This window comes from Tunturibacter empetritectus (genome assembly GCF_040358985.1).
Classification (GTDB): Bacteria; Acidobacteriota; Terriglobia; order Terriglobales; family Acidobacteriaceae; genus Edaphobacter; species Edaphobacter empetritectus.
On record NZ_CP132932.1, the window covers coordinates 4,307,961 to 4,324,355 of the forward strand.

The 16,395-nt window shown below is 57.2% G+C and carries 11 protein-coding genes and 2 tRNA genes; 9 read left to right on the forward strand and 4 right to left on the reverse strand.

What is annotated here, in order from left to right:
• The first annotated feature begins 121 nt into the window (after nucleotides 1-121).
• The 3 genes from RBB75_RS18005 to RBB75_RS18015 all read left to right on the forward strand — a co-directional run bounded on the left by RBB75_RS18005 (nucleotide 122) and on the right by RBB75_RS18015 (nucleotide 3,683).
• Nucleotides 122-1,753: a carboxypeptidase-like regulatory domain-containing protein gene (locus tag RBB75_RS18005; protein ID WP_353068860.1), complete on the forward strand. Its 1,632-nt coding sequence runs from the start codon at nucleotides 122-124 to the stop codon at nucleotides 1,751-1,753.
• On the forward strand, nucleotides 1,750-3,525 hold the full coding sequence (locus RBB75_RS18010) for a carboxypeptidase-like regulatory domain-containing protein (protein ID WP_353068861.1): 1,776 nt from the start codon (nucleotides 1,750-1,752) through the stop codon (nucleotides 3,523-3,525). The genes RBB75_RS18005 and RBB75_RS18010 overlap by 4 nt, the downstream gene beginning before the upstream one ends.
• 70 nt (nucleotides 3,526-3,595) lie before the next feature.
• Nucleotides 3,596-3,683, forward strand: a tRNA-Ser gene (locus tag RBB75_RS18015).
• A gap of 146 nt (nucleotides 3,684-3,829) precedes the next feature.
• Here RBB75_RS18015 and RBB75_RS18020 read toward each other — a convergent pair.
• The gene (locus RBB75_RS18020; protein ID WP_353068862.1) at nucleotides 3,830-4,804 is read right to left on the reverse strand and encodes a hypothetical protein; all 975 of its coding nucleotides are present in this window, start codon (nucleotides 4,802-4,804) and stop codon (nucleotides 3,830-3,832) included.
• A 205-nt stretch (nucleotides 4,805-5,009) separates the two neighbouring features.
• Nucleotides 5,010-8,285 (reverse strand): protein kinase domain-containing protein, encoded by a 3,276-nt coding sequence (locus tag RBB75_RS18025; RefSeq protein WP_353068863.1) that lies wholly within the window; start codon nucleotides 8,283-8,285, stop codon nucleotides 5,010-5,012.
• 186 nt (nucleotides 8,286-8,471) lie between these two features.
• Between RBB75_RS18025 and RBB75_RS18030 the strand changes: the two genes are divergently transcribed.
• Nucleotides 8,472-9,194 (forward strand): HAD family hydrolase, encoded by a 723-nt coding sequence (locus tag RBB75_RS18030; protein WP_353068864.1) that lies wholly within the window; start codon nucleotides 8,472-8,474, stop codon nucleotides 9,192-9,194.
• Here RBB75_RS18030 and RBB75_RS18035 read toward each other — a convergent pair.
• Complete coding sequence (locus tag RBB75_RS18035) at nucleotides 9,191-10,363, reverse strand: FAD-dependent oxidoreductase (protein WP_353068865.1); 1,173 nt, start codon at nucleotides 10,361-10,363, stop codon at nucleotides 9,191-9,193. The genes RBB75_RS18030 and RBB75_RS18035 overlap by 4 nt on opposite strands.
• 269 nt (nucleotides 10,364-10,632) lie before the next feature.
• Between RBB75_RS18035 and RBB75_RS18040 the strand changes: the two genes are divergently transcribed.
• From RBB75_RS18040 to RBB75_RS18055, 4 genes are all read left to right on the forward strand, one after another.
• On the forward strand, nucleotides 10,633-13,065 hold the full coding sequence (locus RBB75_RS18040) for an Orn/Lys/Arg decarboxylase N-terminal domain-containing protein (RefSeq protein WP_179638029.1): 2,433 nt from the start codon (nucleotides 10,633-10,635) through the stop codon (nucleotides 13,063-13,065).
• Between the two features lie 227 nt (nucleotides 13,066-13,292).
• A tRNA-Leu gene (locus RBB75_RS18045) sits at nucleotides 13,293-13,377 on the forward strand.
• 165 nt (nucleotides 13,378-13,542) lie between these two features.
• Nucleotides 13,543-14,109 carry an SDR family NAD(P)-dependent oxidoreductase gene (locus RBB75_RS18050; protein ID WP_257030925.1) on the forward strand — a complete coding sequence of 189 codons (567 nt, stop codon included), beginning with the start codon at nucleotides 13,543-13,545 and terminating at the stop codon, nucleotides 14,107-14,109.
• Between the two features lie 4 nt (nucleotides 14,110-14,113).
• Nucleotides 14,114-14,290: an SDR family oxidoreductase gene (locus RBB75_RS18055; protein WP_257030926.1), complete on the forward strand. Its 177-nt coding sequence runs from the start codon at nucleotides 14,114-14,116 to the stop codon at nucleotides 14,288-14,290.
• 27 nt (nucleotides 14,291-14,317) lie between these two features.
• Here RBB75_RS18055 and RBB75_RS18060 read toward each other — a convergent pair whose 3' ends face one another.
• Nucleotides 14,318-15,934 carry a sugar transferase gene (locus RBB75_RS18060; RefSeq protein WP_353068866.1) on the reverse strand — a complete coding sequence of 539 codons (1,617 nt, stop codon included), beginning with the start codon at nucleotides 15,932-15,934 and terminating at the stop codon, nucleotides 14,318-14,320.
• Between the two features lie 249 nt (nucleotides 15,935-16,183).
• On the opposite strand from RBB75_RS18060, the gene RBB75_RS18065 reads away from it, so the two are divergent.
• Complete coding sequence (locus RBB75_RS18065; RefSeq protein WP_353068867.1) at nucleotides 16,184-16,309, forward strand: hypothetical protein; 126 nt, start codon at nucleotides 16,184-16,186, stop codon at nucleotides 16,307-16,309.
• Nucleotides 16,310-16,395: the final 86 nt, after the last annotated feature.

Here is a 16,395-nt window from a genome sequence, read left to right on the forward strand (position 1 = left end):
AATCTATCGCAAGGCGCAGGATCTTATGAGTTGTGGGTAGCGTCAGGCAAAGTTCACCCGGGGTACTCGGTTCTCACTAATATGGGTGTGAGACGTCTTATTTCTGGCGAGGTGCTGCTTCGTGTCCGTAAACCGAATCGTCTGTCGCCTCCGACGCAGCGATTCGCTGCTTTGCTTTGTAGCTCTGGTCTGTGCCTTGCTGGGGGATGGAGTTCGCTCGCCTGCCCAGGTTGGCGGCAGTGCGGGGGGAGGCCCATCGATTGCAAGCTCTGGTATGCCAGACCTGATCTCGGGACGAGTGATCAATGCCGCCACCGGTCAGCCCGTTCGTAGAGCGCTGGTTCGGCTCAACACCCGCGCAGTACTGACCGATAGCGAAGGCAGATTCCGGTTCGAACAGAATAAAGAGAGTAGCGCCAACCTTCTGGTGACCAAGCCTGGGTTTTATGCGAGTGCAGAGTATGGCGATGCCGGCAATCTGTATCTGCAGTCCGCACAACTTGCGGCATCGCTGGAGCTTCGCATCTATCCTGAGGCGCTGCTTACCGGTGTGGTTCTGGCTCCGGATGGAACACCTCTTCCGGAGATCTCGGTGACCGCGATGAGAAGGGTGTATGACGAGATGGGGCGACGTTGGGTGCCGGTTGATCAACGTCAGACAGACGTGCATGGGGGCTTTCGAATTCCTGTGCCTGCCGGGGAGTACCGAGTGCAGACAGGCTACTTGCCGCGGAGCTCCGCAATTGGCGAAGCTGTACTTCCTGTTACATTTCCGAGCGGTAGCGCAAGTAATACTTCACAACTCATTCGGATTCATAGCGGCGAAGAGCAGACGTTCGAACTGCGTCCGGCGGTTAGTGCGATTCACACCGTTGAGATTTCACAGGTTCGCCCTGATCGCGGCTTCCAGCGCATCTCTGCCCGCGCCTCCAATGGAGGTACGGTGCAGGTCAGCTCGATGCCGGCAAGCGGAGATGAGACCAAGATACAGCTCCCCCAGGGAACGTATGCGCTGACGGTGCGAACGATGGGTGATACCGATGCTCCCGAGCTGGCTGAGACAACGGTTACGGTTCCGGATCACGATATCTCTGGAGTGGCTCTACGATTTTCGCCAGTGCCGTCGATTCCGGTGGAGCTGTTGATCGACGAATCTTCCTCCTCCGCCGCGAGTATCACTGTACTGGCGCAACTGGGCCTCAGTCTGCAGAGTGAGCAGGCTGATTCCGATGGCGGATCGGCCAGTGTCAGGTTGTCACCTCGGAGCAATCAGACCTTCTTCTTCTCGGCTGCTCCTGGAAGTTATCGGCTGGTGGGACGCAATAGCGGCGCGTGGTATATCAAGTCTGCCAGCTATGGCGACTCCGACCTGTTGGAGCAGGAGCTGGTTGTAGCGCCTGGAGCGTCTGGAACTCCTATACGGATTATGGTGAGCAATCAGACGGCGGCGTTGCAGGGGACGGTGCGCCTCAACGGCGATCCTGTGGCGAGTTGGGTGTATCTGATCCCGAACAGGCGGAGCGCTCAGTTGGATTACAGTACCCGCAGCAGTTCGACCGGCAGTTATAGCTTCGATCATCTTCCGCCAGGGAGTTATCAGGCTATCGCCTTTGAGCGACGGCACTCAGCCGACTACGGTAATTCCGAGAGCCTGACACCGTTTGGCGGTCATGTGCAGTCGGTTACGGTCAACGTCGGCGATAAGCCTACGCTGAACCTTGACGCTGTGCCGGCAACGGAGGTGATTCCATGAGATGGAGCCTTGTGGAAGCTTCGTTGTTGCTCTTTGCCGGAGGTCTGTTCGGGATCGCGCACGCACAAACTCGAGCACAGACGAAGCCGGAGGCGAAGCATATTGCTGTCGGGGCACACTATGAGATCAACGGGGTCGTTGTCAGCAGCATCGATGGGAGCCCGGTTCCTCACTGCAGGTTGACCCCGACTCTTGTGGCTCAGGGGGTCTTTGGGAGCCGTCGCTTCCCTTCCTCGACTGACGGCTCTGAAGCCGATGAGCATGGCCACTTTTCGATTCCGCTGCCTTCAGCGGGTGTATGGAATCTGCGGGCGAGTGCGCGGGGCTATGTGACCCAGTCCTATGAGGAGCACGGCGCCTTCTCGTCGGCAGTTGTCCTGACCGCTGATTCGCCGGAGATTGATCTGCGTTTCAAAATTAGTCCCGAGGCCAGCATCAAAGGCCTTGTTCTGGATGAAGCCGGGGAACCGGTGAGAGACGCGCAGATCTCTCTTTTCATCGTGCCGCCGTCGAGTCCTGGAGGTCCGCCAGCTAACACAGGTTCGCGAGTGAGTGCCAGGACCGATGATCGCGGCATGTATGAGTTGACGAATCTGTCTCCGGGTGGATATCGCCTGTCGGTGCGGGCGCGTCCCTGGTATGCGGAGGTGTCGCAGCAAAGTGGAATAGCAGTTGCTGGGTCCCCGGTCGATCCTTCTCTCGATGTTGCCTATCCGCCAACCTGGTTTCCTGGGGGCAGCGATGTCGCAACTGCTGAGACGATTGTCCTGCATGCGGGCGATACACGTCAGGCAGACTTTCATCTTGTTCCGATCGCTTCGATTCATCTGAAGATCGCTCCGCCATCAGGAGGTGTGGGAGGGGCTAACGTCCGCCAGGGACAAGCAATTCCCATTGTGGAAGAGATTATGCCCGGTGCAAATGCCCCGCGCCTGGTTTCGGTTGCGACCCATCGCGACCTACAGGGAGAGTTTGATGTTGGTGGGCTGACGCCGGGGCTCTATCAGGTGAGAATACCGGGCCAGGATGGGCGCTCTACTGTGGTCGACGTAGTGGCGAACTCGGTTCGAACGCTGGATCTCGATGCGCCCAGGAACGATATTGCCAGGGTTACAGTCCACATCGACGGGTTTGCCGGTGAGACGGAAGAGGCCGGTGACAGACGCGGTAGAGGGCTTCGCGTCAACCTGATCGACACTGATACGCAGCGTGGGACGTTTTCTTCGGCGGGAGATGAGGGCGGATTTGCAGGGCGTCGCGGGTCGAGAGCGCCTTCTGCGGAGTCTAAGGAATCCAAAGACCGGATCATCGAGGTCCCGCCAGGACGTTACGAAGTTGTTCTGCAGGGCGGCTCCAACATCTTTCTGACTGGATTGACCGCTAAGGGGGCTGAAGCCTCGGGGCGATATGTGACGGTGCCCGCGGGTGAGACGACCCTTACCGTGCATGTTGCGAATGGCCGGGCCAATGTTAGTGGAATCGCTGCGCTCGAGGGAAAACCCGCGGTGGGCGCAATGGCCCTGCTGGTTCCAATCACGATTGAAGAGCCTGACTCCATTGATTTTTTGCGGCAGGACCAGACCAATACAGATGGAAGCTTTGATATCGAGAACGTCATCCCGGGGCAATACATTCTGGTCGTTATCGACAAAGGATGGCAGATCAACTGGGGAGATCGATCGACGTTGCGCCGCTATCTCACGCAAGGGGTGCCGATGGAGCTGAAGCCCTCTGCAAGCGTGAAGCAGAATGTAGTTGCGCAGGCTCCATAGGATTAGGAGGTGCGCGAAGGCATCGGCGGCCTTCGAATTGTGGTAGATTCAAAAAGGCCCGCAATACTGCGGAGAGATGGCCGAGTGGCTGAAGGCGCACGCTTGGAAAGCGTGTATACCGCAAGGTATCCAGGGTTCGAATCCCTGTCTCTCCGCCATATTTTTAAACTCCCCTTTTCAAATTCAATAAACTATAGCCGTAAGCCGGGCAAATCAGCATCAAAAGTGCTTCCTCAGGCACTTCCGATGTGCCCTGTTGTGGATCTTTAGCGCGTACCGGTGGCCAATGATAGGCCAATAAACTCTAAGTAAGGAAGGTAGCGGCCAGGAGCAAAATTACGCCGAGGTACGTCACCGGGTAGATCCATTTCCCGTTGGAATGTACCTTCTCTGCCGTAGACCTCATTCCACGTTTTTGCATGAGATAGACCGCAGTAATTTCAAAGATACAAAGAAAGCAGAGGGCGAAGCTGGCGAGGAAGACAGCGTCCAGAAACGTCACGTAGCCCACTCGCGGAAGGTCGCGCGTAATCGTGAACTCGAAGGCCACCATGGAGAGCAGCATGGTCATTGGAACTTTCAGGAGCCAATCGAACTGCTCAACGTCGATCCAAAAGACGACCACTGGAACCAGAGTCATCATCGCCAGCGGAACAAAGATCTTCCAGAGATAAAAACCCGATCGCCGTTTGACAGCAAGTTGGAAGACCGCTTCCTGGGTAGGAGGAAGGAAGCGATCGCGGGCCACCTTCTCCGCAGTGTAGCGAAGATCGTTTATCTCCCAGGCAGCAAGCTGAGTGTGTTGCTCAGGACTGACGCCGGTGGATTGCAGAGGCTGAGGGGCGAATCGAATCTCGGAGGCGGTTGAGAGAAACGGTTGAACTTCAAACTGAAGGACCTGAGTATCGAAGGGGAATCTCTTCAAGTCATAGTCGTTGGAAAGAACGGTGTCGAAGCGCTCGATGTACGTGACAAAGTCGTCTCTATCGGCAATTAAAGAATACTGGGTCGTCTTATGGGAGATGGAGTTTGCCGCCTCAATCGCGGGAGTCCAAAGGTCTTCCAGACGAAAGGTACGAGTCAGAGTTTGCGCTGTTGCCTTGTCTGCGATCTGGCCCGGGGGCAAGACAAGACGCGGATCCTGCCATCTGCCAGTAAGGTAGCCACCGACCTCAAAACTTTCACGAGATTCGTCTATCGCTACAAAGTTTGTGATGTAAAGCCCCAGCGAAACTTCAATTGGCGTCTTGCCGCCGGTGGGATGTTTGCGAAGATCCACACTGGGCTTTGGCGCCGTTTTCACTGCAGAAGATGCGGGAATAGAGATGGGGGCCATTATCAAAAACATGGCTAGCTTTGCACGGAAGAGGCCGCATTGCTTCATAGGAGTTGTCCAGGGTGTGCGCCCTAATGTATCAGAAATCTTATTCGCGAGGGCGACTCCTATCTCCTTGGGTCACAAGTCTCAGCCAAATGCCACTATATTAGAGGCCACCCCTAGCCTCCTTCTTTCCATACTTCAATGGTCGATACGTCTCGACTTTTTCCGGTGGAGTGCGACTAGCCTTGTAGTTCCGCGCTACGCTTATCCCTGCCATCGGATAGAGGTCTCCATCCTGCATCGACGCTTCGCCACGCCGAGCCAACACTTCCTGAAAATCGATGTTTGCCTGAGGCGTCTGTCCCAATGCGGTATGTGCCATGCCGCGCAGATAGGCCGCGAACAACGTCTGGTTCTCGTTTCCAGAAGCACCCAGATTCGGAATAGCCTTTCCGGGTTCATTGATTCCAATTGACGCTGCAGCCTTCAACTCCGGCGCGTAATCCTGAACCACTGCTGTATTTCGCGGAAAGTCCTGTTGCAGAATGAGAGCGGTCTTTATCGCGTACGGTTGATCTCCACAAAGAGCCGCTGCCATTCCCGCGTTGAAGCTTGCAACTGGCCCCTTCGGCAAGCCCTTCCCTTCCTCAACCATCTCAAGCGCGACAGGGCAACTCTCCGCAAGAGCGTGATCAAGCGCACCTTGTGCCAACAAAGACGCCTGAGTGCCAGAAAGCTTAGCCTCGTCGCCGGCTTTCGCAGCCGCACTCCGCCACAGGTCGAGAGCCGCGCTCTTCTTCCCCGTGTTATCCAGATAAAGACCGTAGTTATTCAAATCCGCGTAAGTCACCTGCGCGCGATTGCCCATCGTTGGTCCGGTGAGCGCAGCCTGCAGTTCTTTGTTCTGCTCGGCCACAAGATCTTCTCTTCCGTCCAGGTATGCCGCGGTCAGAACGTTCGTGCCACTCGCAACGCCAACATGACCAGCCTGTGATTCCAATTCAAGAACGCTCCCGTACCGATCCATCCCGATCAAGTCACGTTCTGCCTCGATATAAGCCTCTGCATCGAACGGATTCGTCTCATACCCCTGCTGCGCAGCCTGCAAAGCCTCCGGGAACAGCCGTTGCACTCGCAGTGCCAGCGCCAGATCCTTTCGCCCGTCGACGCTGAGCGGATACCGCAGCACATACTCACGGATCGTCCTGGTAGCCTGAACCAGATTCCCGCTCCCATTCACCTCGAAGCAAAACTTCGCCAGCAACTTCACCGCTTCGCTCGAGTGAACGGCAGCATCGCGTGCGAAACCGGCAGCGTTGGCCGATGCCACTTCAGCTCTCTCTTCGCGATAAAGCCACGCAAGACGCATCTGCGCCTGAACAAACTTCGGGTCGAAACGAACAGCCTCCTGGTATGCCTTCAACGCATCGGTGACTCGGCCACTCTGCTCCGCCGTCGCGCCCGCGAAGTAAGCGTGCAGCGCGTCCAGGCTTGCCGATGCCTCATCGGCAAATGGAATATTTCTTCGCAGGTCGGATTTACTGTCTGCGCTGATCTCTCTCCGCACAGCCAGCGCCAGGCGTCCGATCGCCGCCGGAATTTCTTCCCTGCTTGCGGCAGTCTCATCGAGGCTCGCCACCTTGTCATTCGAGTCTGTCCGCAACACGTCGACACTAATCGTGTAGGGCGCCTCCGCTCCATTGATCTCGCCATACAAATAGGCTCGCGCACCAATCTTCTGCGCGACGCTCCACACCGGCACTGCCATAGTCGCGCCTGTGTTTCCGGGCTCGATCTGGACCAGGCCCGCGTGATACGCCTCACTACCCAATACATTCAAAGTCCTCGACTGATGCAGCGCAATCTCAAGCCCCTGCATCACCGTGCCATCCAGCGTCTTATCCCCAGTCTTGTTTTGGATAAGAGTCAGTAACAAACGATCATTTGGCTTTAGCACCATCGGTCGAAAGAGGCTCATGCCCATCGTGAGAGAGGCTGCCGCCGCGACGCCGAGAATCATCGTCACCGCGACTACCATCCGCACCCGAGCCTTCTTCCCCTGCTCGGTCACCAACTCCGACAGCGAGTCCTCTTCAGAGTCTGACCACTCCCCTGCTGAGTGCTCGGCATCGTCGTTGCGGTCTTCGTCAACAGCAGGCAATCCACTTCGGAATCTTATCGAACCAAGTTCGTAAGATCGCGTCTTCGCAGCTGCCGGCGCGCCATAACCAACATGTGGCGGAACAGAGTCTTGAGAGGAATCGCCTTGCTCGGCCACACCGTATTCGGAGAGCGGGTGCCACTGCGTATCTGTACTCTCAAAGGCGATTGCGCTCGCCTGCGCGGATTGCGAGCCCTTCACATCGCTGCCACGATCCTGCCTCGGTCTGAGCGCGGGGCGTGTCCGTTTATTGCCATGACTAACCCCCTTCGTCTCCGCTACCGGGAGCCGCTGTCCCGGCGTATCGCCCTTGTCTGGCTCAGACCTGCGCTTCGGCCCCTTATGCAAAGCCACCGGATCATAAGCTCGAACCAGCGGAACCGCTGCCAAAGATCCCTTGTGGAGCCATCCACCTCGACCCAGCTTCCCACCAGCTCTTGTCAGCGCCTCCTGCAACTCCTGCGTCGTCTGGAATCGCTCACCTCGGCTCTTCGCCATCAGCTTCAGAATGACCCGCTCCAGGTCACGCGGAATCGAGTCATTCCAGTCACGCACCGAGTCAGGCGTATGACTAAGCAGCTGAACGAACATCAGCGCGCTCGTCGTTCCTTCAAACGGCACCCGTCGCGTCGCCATCTCATACATCACAACACCCAGCGAGAACATGTCCGACCGCGTATCCAGCGACTCGCCCCGTGCCTGCTCCGGCGACATATACGCCACCGTTCCGACCGTCGCTCCCGACAGTGACATATCCAGCGTCCGCGACTCCCACCCGCCGCGTACTTCGATCCCAATCTTCGCCAGGCCAAAGTCCAGCACCTTCGCCTGGCTCTTTCCATTTGGCAACTTCACCAGAAAGATATTTGCCGGCTTGATATCGCGATGCACAATCCCTTTGGTGTGTGCTGCCGCCAGCGCGTCCGATATCTCCAGTGCATAACGAACAATCTCCTCTGGCGAAAGCGCACCGTGTTCGATTCGAGACTTTACCGTCTCGCCCTCCAGCAACTCCATCACTAGATATGGAGTACCGTTCTGTTCGCCGATGTCGAACACCGTACAGATATTTGGATGATTCAATGCGGACGCCGCCCGAGCCTCTTGCAGAAAGCGCTCTCGCATACCGGGCATCTTGTAGCTCTCGTGCAGAAGCTTTACCGCAACCTCGCGATGCAGCCTTTCATCCCAGGCGCGAAAGACCAGGCCCATGCCTCCGCCGCCCAGTGTGCCCAGGATCTCGTACGGGCCGAATCTCTGGCCAGCCTCTGGAATCATGCCTCGGTTCCTTCTATTCTCCCCAGCCCGGTCTCCCCAGCCATCGTCAGAACCAATATCTTCGCTTGGTGATCGCTTCCAACTCTCGCATAACCAGTTCAGGGAATATATCCCCCAAGCGTGGCATGTCGTTCAGGCTCTATCCGCCTCCAGCAAGCGTGGTCCCCACGACCTTATAATCAGTCTGTGAACTCCCCCACCGAAATCGACCGTCGCCCACTCCACCAGACCCTCCTGATCGACGCCGACGACACGCTCTGGGAGAACAACATCTACTTCGAGCGTGCCATCACCAGCTTCATCTCCTACCTCGATCACCGCGTTCACACCGCCGAAGAGGTTCGCAGCCACCTCAACCAGGTCGAGCACGATACCATCCGCGCCCACGGTTACGGACTCCACAGCTTCCGCCGATCGCTGGTCACCTGCTTCGAGCAGCTTAGCGACGCCCCCATGACCGACGAAAAACATCACCGCATTGAAAGCTTCGCCCAGTCCATCGCCAACCAGGAGATCGAACTTCTCCCCAACGTCGCCCCCACGCTCAGCGAACTCGCCACGCGCCACCGCCTCATTCTGGTTACCAAGGGAGACCATGACGAGCAAACCGGCAAGCTGCATCGCTCCGGCCTGGCTCCTCACTTTACTGCCGTCGAGGTGCTGTCTGAAAAACATCCTCAGGCCTACGAGTCTCTCGTCTCCCACCATGCCTGCGACTCTTGTAACACATGGATGATCGGCAACAGCCCACGCTCGGACGTCAACCCCGCGCTCTCCGCCGGACTGAACGCCATCTTCATCCCTCACGACTTCACATGGGTGCTGGAGCATGAGGCCGTCAATCAGCCACCTGCTGGCCAGCAGTTACTCGAGCTAGCCAGCTTTGCCGAACTCACCCAGCACTTCTAAGCAAGCGCCGGGCTCCTGCAATCCCGCATCCCGTTAAATAACTTCGCCTGCTTCGCCAGAATTGCGGCCTTTGTCGCCAGGTCAGGCTGCAAGTTCCAATCGCCCATCTCATGGGTTCCACCCAGCACCACTCCATCTCGCCGCGAGAACATATAGGTGTCCTCATAGACCGTGGCATAAGTCACCTCGGGCTGAGGCAGCAGGATCGTCAGTTGTCCCCGAACCGGCGTCATCTCTTCATCGCCGAACAGTGCCTTCGCCCCGAGGCCCGTGCAATTGAAGACGAGTTTCTCCGGCAACGCGCGCACCTCGTCGAGACTCTTCATCTCGCGAACGACCACTCTGCCACCTGCGATGCGAACCTCAGTCAGCATCGCAGGCAGATAGATCGGAGGCTCAACAATCATCCCGTCAAACTGTCGTGCGTACTTGCCTGTAAACGGATGCGCTCCCGCCGGCAGGGTCTTGATCTCCGGCCTCAGTCCCTTAAGCATCCCCTCATCTGTTTGCGAAGGCCACGGCTCATCCGACAAAACATAGTTACGCATCCACCGAATCCCATACTTCGGGTCCGTCATAATCTGGTAACGCCGGTACGCATACTGTGCCGCTGCCACGAACTGCGCCGTAAACTCCGGGGTCAAGGTCCTATCCGAGTCATACACGGTGGCCGGTAGCCACTGCCCACCCGCAATATTCGAGGTAGTCTCCGGCGGCAGAGCCTTCGCGTAGATCGTCACATCAAATCCTGCCTCCTGCACCAGCCGAGCCGTAGCCAATCCCACAGCGCCGCACCCCAACACCGCAACCGGTCCAACATGCCCCGGCAAACCAAGGTCAGTCGCCAGCTTTGAAGTTCCCCAACTCAACGTAATCCCGCCGCCACCGTGACCATAGTTATGGACAACGATCGTCTCGCCCACTATCTCTCTGGCAACGCGAAATCCAGAGGGCCGAAACGGCCGCAACCCCACAACCGTCCGTATCTCACGTTCCGCAGACACCCTCACCCTAGGCAGCGAACAAGCCGTCTCCGGCAGATTCACCGGCAAAGCCCCCGCTCCGATTGCCGCGCCAATCGGCCTCCTGACGCACCCAAGCAATCCACCACTCGCGGCAAGCGACACCGCAGTCATATTCGCATGCTGCAAAAACGTCCGTCGATTCATCAGCTCTCTACCAATCAAAAATATTGTTAGTTTCTCTGCTCAGAATAAGCTCGCATCTTCACTTCAAACCGAATTCTCGCACTCAAATCAGGCCCCGACACCCTTTGAATACCTCATCTCACTCTTTACCTTCTTTCGCTTTTGATCCCCGTGATCATCGGTACGCCTCCTTCTTCCAGACCGCGCATCACGGAAGCCGCAGCATATTCACACTGTTAATATGTCCAAGTGAAAATCCCTATACGATAAGAACAAGAAGTGAGAGGTGTATGAGCGAAGGCCGTTGGGTTTTATTGATTGCGAGTGAAGTTGGCGGTACGGATTCAGTCTCAGACCGCGCCATGGAGCGTCTGGTTGAGGCGATCCGCCTTGAAGGATATGAGGTGGTACGCACCTCCACGCCGGAGGACGGCCTGTCCCTGGTTACATCCGATCCGTCCTACAGTGCAATCCTTCTGGACTGGGACCTCGAGGGCGAGAACCAGTTCGCTGAAGGCGCAGCGCTGGCGATCCTTCGCGCCGTACGCCGCCGCAACAAAAAAATCCCCATCTTCCTCATCGCCGACCGCACCCTCGTCAGTGAACTCCCCCTCGAAGTCGTCAAACAGGTCCACGAGTACATTCACCTCTTCGGCGACACCCCCGCCTTCATCGCCAATCGCGTCGACTTCGCCGTAGAGCGATACCACGAGCAACTCCTCCCGCCCTACTTCCGCGAACTCAAAAAATACAACGACCAAGGAGCCTACTCCTGGGACGCCCCCGGACACATGGGCGGCGTCGCTTACCTTAAGCATCCCGTCGGCATGGAGTTCCACAAGTTCTTCGGCGAAAACATCATGCGTTCCGACCTCGGCATCTCCACCGCGCCGCTCGGCTCCTGGCTCGACCATCTTGGGCCTCCCGGTGAGTCTGAACGAAACGCCGCCCGCATCTTCGGTGCCGACTGGACCTTCTACGTCCTCGGCGGCTCCAGCACCTCCAACCAGATCGTCGGCCACGGCGTCATCGCGCAGGACGACATCGTCCTCGCCGACGCCAACTGCCACAAGTCCATCTGCCACTCCCTCACCGTTACCGGCGCGCGTCCGGTCTACATGAAGCCCACGCGCAACGGCTACGGCATGATCGGCCTAGTCCCCCTCAAGCGCTTCAGCCCAGAGTTCGTCCGCGGCATTATCGACAAGAGCCCGCTCACCACCGGCGTCGCCAACCAGAACCCCACCTACGCCGTCGTCACCAACTCCACCTACGACGGCCTCTGCTACGACGTCAACCGCGTCGTCACCGAGCTCTCGAAGTCCGTCCCACGCATTCACTTTGACGAGGCCTGGTACGCCTACGCCAAGTTCCACGAGATCTATCAGGGCCGCTTCGCGATGGGTGTCCCAGACGACATGCCCGATCGCCCCACCATCTTCGCCGTCCAGTCCACGCACAAGATGCTAGCCGCCTTCTCGATGGGCTCCATGATCCACGTCAAGCTAAGCCCTCGCGCCAACCTCGACTTCGATCAGTTCAACGAGTCCTTCATGATGCACGGAACCACCTCGCCCTTCTATCCTTTGATCGCCTCGCTGGACGTAGCGGCCGCCATGATGGACGAGCCCGCAGGCCCCACTCTTATGAGCGAGACCCTGCAGGACGCCATCAGCTTCCGCAAGGCCATGTCCTCCATCGGCCACCGTCTGCGCGAAGCCGAGCAAGGCTGGTTCTTCCGTCTCTATCAACCTGAGTACGTCTTCGATCCGCTCGATGGAAAGACCTACCTCCTCGAAGAGGCAGCTGACGGTCTTCTTACCAACCGCTCCAGCGCCTGGACCCTCAAGCCCGGCGAAGAGTGGCACGGCTTCCAGGACGAAGACATCGCCGAAGACTACTGCATGCTCGACCCCACCAAAGTCACGATCCTCACCCCAGGCGTCAACGCGCAAGGGAAGGTCAGTGAGTCGGGCATCCCCGCAGCCATCGTCACCGAGTTCCTCGACGGACGCCGCGTCGAAATCGCCCGCACTGGCGACTACACGGTCCTCGTTCTCTTTTCCGTCGGCACCTCCAAAGGGAAGTGGGGCGCCCTGCTCGAAAACCTCTTCGAGTTCAAACGCCTCTACGACTCCGAAGCCTCCCTCGAAGAGGCTCTGCCCGAGCTGGTCTCCCGCTTTCCTCATCGTTATCGCAACGTCAGCCTCAAAGAGCTCTCTGACGAGATGCACACAGCGATGGTTCAGCTCAACCTCTCCGGCCTCGTCAACGACGCCTGCGACGAAGACTTTGATCCCGTCCTCACTCCGGCCCAGACCTACCAGAAGCTTCTCCGCCACGAGACGGAGAAGATCCGCTTCTCAGAGATGGCCGGCAGAATCGCTGCCGTCATGCTGGTTCCCTACCCTCCCGGCATCCCCATGTCCATGCCCGGCGAACGCCTCGGCGGCACCGAAAGCCCGGTCATCAAGCTCATCCTCGCCATGGAAGAGTTCGGCAAGCGCTTTCCCGGCTTCGAGCGTGAGGTCCACGGCATCGAGACCGATGCGGAAGGAAACTACTGGATGCGCGCCGTCATCGAGACCAACGGCAAAAAGAAGAACGGCAATGGCCACGGAAAGCAGCGTCCACCAAACGCCGCCCCGCCGGTCCAGAAGAAGAAGCGCGTCTCTGCCACCTCGCCTATCGTCCCGGGAAGCGGCCTCGCAACCGAAAGATAATCTCGATACAGTGCTTATCGGCACATGCAAGGCAATTGGAACGGCCTCTTCTACCTGACAAAGAGGCCGTGCGGCTCTTGAGCGACCTCTGTCCTTGAGCTTGGAACACTCTACGCACTCAGCCGAGAAACCTTATCCACACCCACTCCCGCTCAACCCGTCGCAGATGCTATACTTACCTTCGGATTGCTTACCGCACCTCGCGCTCCCCAGCGTCGAGTCAAAGCGCGGAGGTGGCGAAATTGGCAGACGCACTAGCTTGAGGTGCTAGCGCCGCAAGGCATAGGGGTTCAAGTCCCCTCCTCCGCACCAATCCAACCTTTTTGAAGGATTTATTCAGGGTCGACCAGAGCGGTCGGCCTTTTCTGTGCTCGCCGCCATCCAACGCACAGGCTCTAAATAGCGTCACCTTCGCGGAATCAACCGAGACTGACCTCAAGCTGTCTGCACGATATAACCAAACATGAGGAATTCGCTATGAATATCTCCTTCGAAAATAAAGTTGCAGTCGTTACAGGCGCGGCGTCCGGCTTGGGGCTTGCCACAGCCAGGGCTTTTGCTGAGTCAGGTGCATCCGTGGTCTTGGCGGACTGGAGCGAGAAAGCGGTCCAGTCCGCAGCCGAAGAACTGGCTGCGAAAGGTCACAAGACGCTGGCGATCCAATGTGACGTGGCTGATGACGCTCAGGTAGAAGCAATGGTTCAGCAGACGGTCGCCACCTTCGGACGACTCGATGCAGCCTACAACAATGCCGGCGTTCAAAATGTCCTTGCCGAGACTGCCGACTCTCCCCGCGACGACTACGACCGGATCATGGGGATCAACCTGCGTGGTGTGTGGAGCTGCATGAAGTTCGAGCTGCAGCAGATGCGCAAGCAAGGCAGCGGAGCCATCGTTAACTGCTCTTCGCTTGGAGGTCTTATCGGTGGTCCCCGGCGTGGCACTTACCATGCCGCGAAACACGGTGTTCTTGGATTCACGAAAAGTGCGGCTCTGGAATATGCTACGCGCGGCATTCGCGTCAACGCCATATGCCCAGGATGATAAGATGATCGCCGAAGGTCAGGGGGAAGAGCTCGATGTGATGATGAAGACCTACGTGCCGATGGGACGGTTGGGTCGGCCTGAAGAGATCGCCGATGCCGTCCTATGGCTCTGCAGTTCAGCCGCGAGCTACGTTACTGGCCAGTCGATCTCGGTCGACGGTGGCTTCGTCATGCGCTAAAGAGTAACGAACATCAGGAGATCTGTACTACACAGCACCAGACCCGCGGAACACCGCAGGAATCGTCTGAAAAAGAATCTTGATATCCAGCCACACCGACCACTGGTCGATATACCGCATATCCAAAGCCATCCATTCGTCAAATCCAATGGAACTCCTGCCCATAATCTGCCACAGGCATGTGATTCCAGGCTTCACGCTGAACCGCCGTCTATGCCAGTCCTGCGAAAATCCCTCGTAGTCGCGCAGCGGAAGCGGTCGCGGACCCACAAGGCTCATGTGCCCGACTAGCACATTGATCAGCTGCGGAATCTCATCCAGACTCGTCTTGCGAAGAAACTTGCCCGCTGAGGTGATCCGCGGATCATTCTTCAGCTTGAATGTCGGCCCCTGGGTCTCATTCAAGTGCTCCACCTGCGACATAAGACGTTCCGCATTTTGCACCATCGTGCGAAACTTCAGAATCTCAAAAGGACGCTTGCCGTACCCCATCCTGATCTGTCTAAAAAAGACAGGACCGGGATCAGTCAGTTTGATCAACAACGCGATCATCAGGAAGAGTGGTGCGAGCGCCAGCAGCAACAGCAGCGAAACTGTGATATCGGTCGCACGTTTGATTAGGAACGCCCAGGCATCCCAGGACTCATCATGCAGTGTGATGGTGCCAATGGTTCCACGCAGAAAATCGCTTCGCTTCGACTCGTCCTGATCGAAGAACGTGCCCAGAAACCGGACCGCGATACCGTGATCGCGGCAGGAGGAGATAATGCCCGCAATCTGCTGGTAGAACGAAGCCAGAGGCAGAGCAACAATGACCTCATCCACAGGCAGTGTCCTCAATAGTTCAGGAACGGAATCCAAACCACCGACTATGGTTCCCAGCTGAGAGTCCGCTGTCTGCTTGCTCCACCATTGATCGTCCACAAAACCCTGGATACAGTACCCCCACTCCGGGTGGCTGGCCAGCTCTTGCACGAAGCTGTTGGCACGGCGATTGGTGCCCACGATCAGCACATGCCTGCGGTTGTGTCCACGGGCTCGAAAAACCTGCATCGTCGCGCGAGCGACGAGACGGGTCGTAAGAAACGCCGCAAAGCTCATAATGCCGAGGAGCGCCGCGACAACGGCCAGATCCATCGTGTTACGCATGGAACGCGATGCGATCAGCCACAGCCAGACGCAACTCAACAGTGCACACAGCGAACTGGCAGTGCAGACATCGAGTACTTCTCTCACTGAGCCGGCCAATCGGCGGGAACGATAAAAACCATTGGACCTGAGTATGACGTGCCATCCCAGAACCAGCACCAGAGTCGCCGCAAAAACCTGGATAGGATAGTGGGTCTCCAGTGAGTTGAAGACGTCAGATGCCCGCTGATGAACCGCAGTGATGTAAGAGAGTCCAAGACAGCAAAGCAAAAGCCCGATATCGCCGATTGGGGCCAGCCCTAAAATGGTTATTCGATTGGACGGTGTCATTCGGGAAGCCCCTTCTGAAAAAGTGTCTTCTCGCAAAGTTGGTGGAACCGCTGAGTAGCTGATTAAGCCCGAACGTCTCACACTCAGACTAACCTGTCCCAACAACATCAAGCAATGAAGAAAAAATACCCGAGAAGGATTTCTCACAAGAGTCGAGGCGATCATAAAGCAGGCAATTCTCCCGCCATTTGCCCGAAAATCTCAATTTAATTAGGCGGTCAATCTATTGAGAAGTCGACGATATGTCTCTAAATTGTCTCCAGTCTATTCACGAAGACGACACCCGTGGACAAAATAAGATGGCATCAACACCGCAACCTGCGATATAAGGAGACTTGAGCGTTTTTCTGCAACAGAGCGACATCGAACTGAGAAAATTTTCATTAGCGAGCATCGTCCGTGCTGGAGGGCCTCATGGATAGACTCACAAACAATCTTGCTCCTGGCACCTTCCACCAACCACCTCTCCGTGAACTCCAGATCGATCCCGCTGGTATTCGGAGGACCTCCTCCAGTGGTTCGTCGCTGTCGATATTTTAGATATCTGAAATATCGACACGATCAAGCCAACTCATCCCCGATTTTGATCGTCCTACAAAAAGGCCCACTGCCCGTAGACACCTATT

Coding starts and splice junctions, on each gene's coding strand:
- RBB75_RS18010 (WP_353068861.1), top strand. CDS start 1,750: ATGAGATGGAGCCTTGTGGAAGCTTCGTTGTTGCTCTTTGCCGGAGGT.
- RBB75_RS18025 (WP_353068863.1), bottom strand. CDS start 8,285: ATGATTCCAGAGGCTGGCCAGAGATTCGGCCCGTACGAGATCCTGGGC.
- RBB75_RS18035 (WP_353068865.1), bottom strand. CDS start 10,363: ATGAATCGACGGACGTTTTTGCAGCATGCGAATATGACTGCGGTGTCG.
- RBB75_RS18040 (WP_179638029.1), top strand. CDS start 10,633: ATGAGCGAAGGCCGTTGGGTTTTATTGATTGCGAGTGAAGTTGGCGGT.
- RBB75_RS18050 (WP_257030925.1), top strand. CDS start 13,543: ATGAATATCTCCTTCGAAAATAAAGTTGCAGTCGTTACAGGCGCGGCG.
- RBB75_RS18055 (WP_257030926.1), top strand. CDS start 14,114: ATGATCGCCGAAGGTCAGGGGGAAGAGCTCGATGTGATGATGAAGACC.
- RBB75_RS18060 (WP_353068866.1), bottom strand. CDS start 15,934: ATGATCGCCTCGACTCTTGTGAGAAATCCTTCTCGGGTATTTTTTCTT.
- RBB75_RS18065 (WP_353068867.1), top strand. CDS start 16,184: ATGGATAGACTCACAAACAATCTTGCTCCTGGCACCTTCCACCAACCA.